This is a genomic window from bacterium, assembly GCA_024228115.1.
Taxonomy (GTDB): Bacteria; Myxococcota_A; UBA9160; order UBA9160; family UBA6930.
The window spans coordinates 1-1,467 of record JAAETT010000266.1 but is presented as its reverse complement, the minus strand read 5'-3'; the positions used below and the strand labels follow the sequence as shown (position 1 = coordinate 1,467).

2 protein-coding genes are annotated in these 1,467 nt (G+C 40.4%); both read left to right on the top strand.

Annotated elements, in window-relative coordinates:
• Nucleotides 1–172: 172 nt before the first annotated feature.
• Entirely contained in the window at nt 173–1,036 is an 864-nt protein-coding gene (locus tag GY937_12285; protein ID MCP5057485.1) for a hypothetical protein, read from the top strand.
• Between the two features lie 68 nt (nt 1,037–1,104).
• Nucleotides 1,105–1,338: a hypothetical protein gene (locus GY937_12280; GenBank protein ID MCP5057484.1), complete on the top strand. Its 234-nt coding sequence runs from the start codon at nt 1,105–1,107 to the stop codon at nt 1,336–1,338.
• Nucleotides 1,339–1,467: the final 129 nt, after the last annotated feature.

The window sequence follows — 1,467 nt, the reverse complement described above, 5'->3', positions numbered from 1 at the left end:
TCTAATGACTCTTATTGTCAAAATTAGTATTTGAATTAAATTAGTAGTATACTGTAAAAACAACAGGTAGCCTTTCTGGTCTGTTATCCAACTTAATCAAGTATCGGGTAGCTAGATCAACTTAGTCCGAGAAATAGATAAACTAATTATTTTTAATACTAAGGAGCCTATCATGGCTATCACAATTGATAATGTACAAATCGAAACGTTTGAAGATAACGTTCGTTTCCTAGCTCAACAAAAACCTTCTCGCTTAGCTGGCTTATGTACAATGAAGCAGACTAACGGTGCAGCTCATAACTGGGAACGTGTTGGTCCTACTGATTTCAGCGAGAAAACTACCGCACGCACAGCAACACCAGAAAATGATACACCATGGTCACGCCGTGTTTCACAAGCTAAAACATTTGATAACGGTGACACAGTAGAGCAAGAAGATATTGTTCAAATGCTTATCGACCCACTATCAACGTTAACGCAAAACTTAGCTTGGGGTTCAAACCGTAATAAAGATGATGTGATTATTGCGGCGGCAACTGCTGACGCTTTAGACGGTGATGGTAACTTAAATGCATTCCCTGCAGGTCAAGAAGTTGGTGATTACACTACGCCTATTTCTTTAGACCTTATCAACCAAATGGATATGAAGTTCTATGAGAATGATATTGATCCAGACGAACCTAAGTGTGTTGTTATCTCTCCATTCCAACGTAAAACGTTATTAGGCCTTTTAGAAGTTACCTCTGGTGATTTCCAAGGTGATTCAATGGCATTACGTAACGGTTACTTACCTAACTTCTTGGGTTATGATTGGATTGTATCAACTCGCTTGTTAGCTCCTTTGGCTGGCCAAGTAGATTGTTTAGCATTCACTAAGAAAGCAATTGGCGTTCAAATCAACCGCGACATTAGTACTCGTGTTGCAGAAGATCCAAGTCAAAGCTTTATGTGGCGTGTATACGGTTTCCAGACTTTGGGTGCTGTACGCGTTGAAGATGAACATATTGTTCGCTTAAAACTTAAAAACGAAGCTTAGAGTTTAGGGGCTGGGGGGATTGATCCTCAGCCTTTCTCTTTGGCCCCATTTTAATTAAGGAGAACATCATGGCTATTGTAGGTGTAAGGACTGAGCTTGATGTAACAATCGAAGCAACAGCGTCAGGCACAAAAACAGGTTTGGCTTGGTATATGGACAACGGCACAGCTAAGGGAATGTCTAACGAATTAGCGCCAGGCTCAGCGACAGCTTATCTAGGTAAGGCGCTAAACTTTATCGGTAATAAAGCAGCTAACCGACAGTTAAAGACAGCATTCAATAACAATCAAGCAGCTCCATAGGTGACACATGGCTATACTACCAAAACCAAAGCATGACGGCTTTAAAGTTGGACCTAACAAGTTAGATCAAAACAAAATAAGCACATTAGCTGCTGAAGGTTTTGAAGCTGAAGATATCAGCCAACGTTT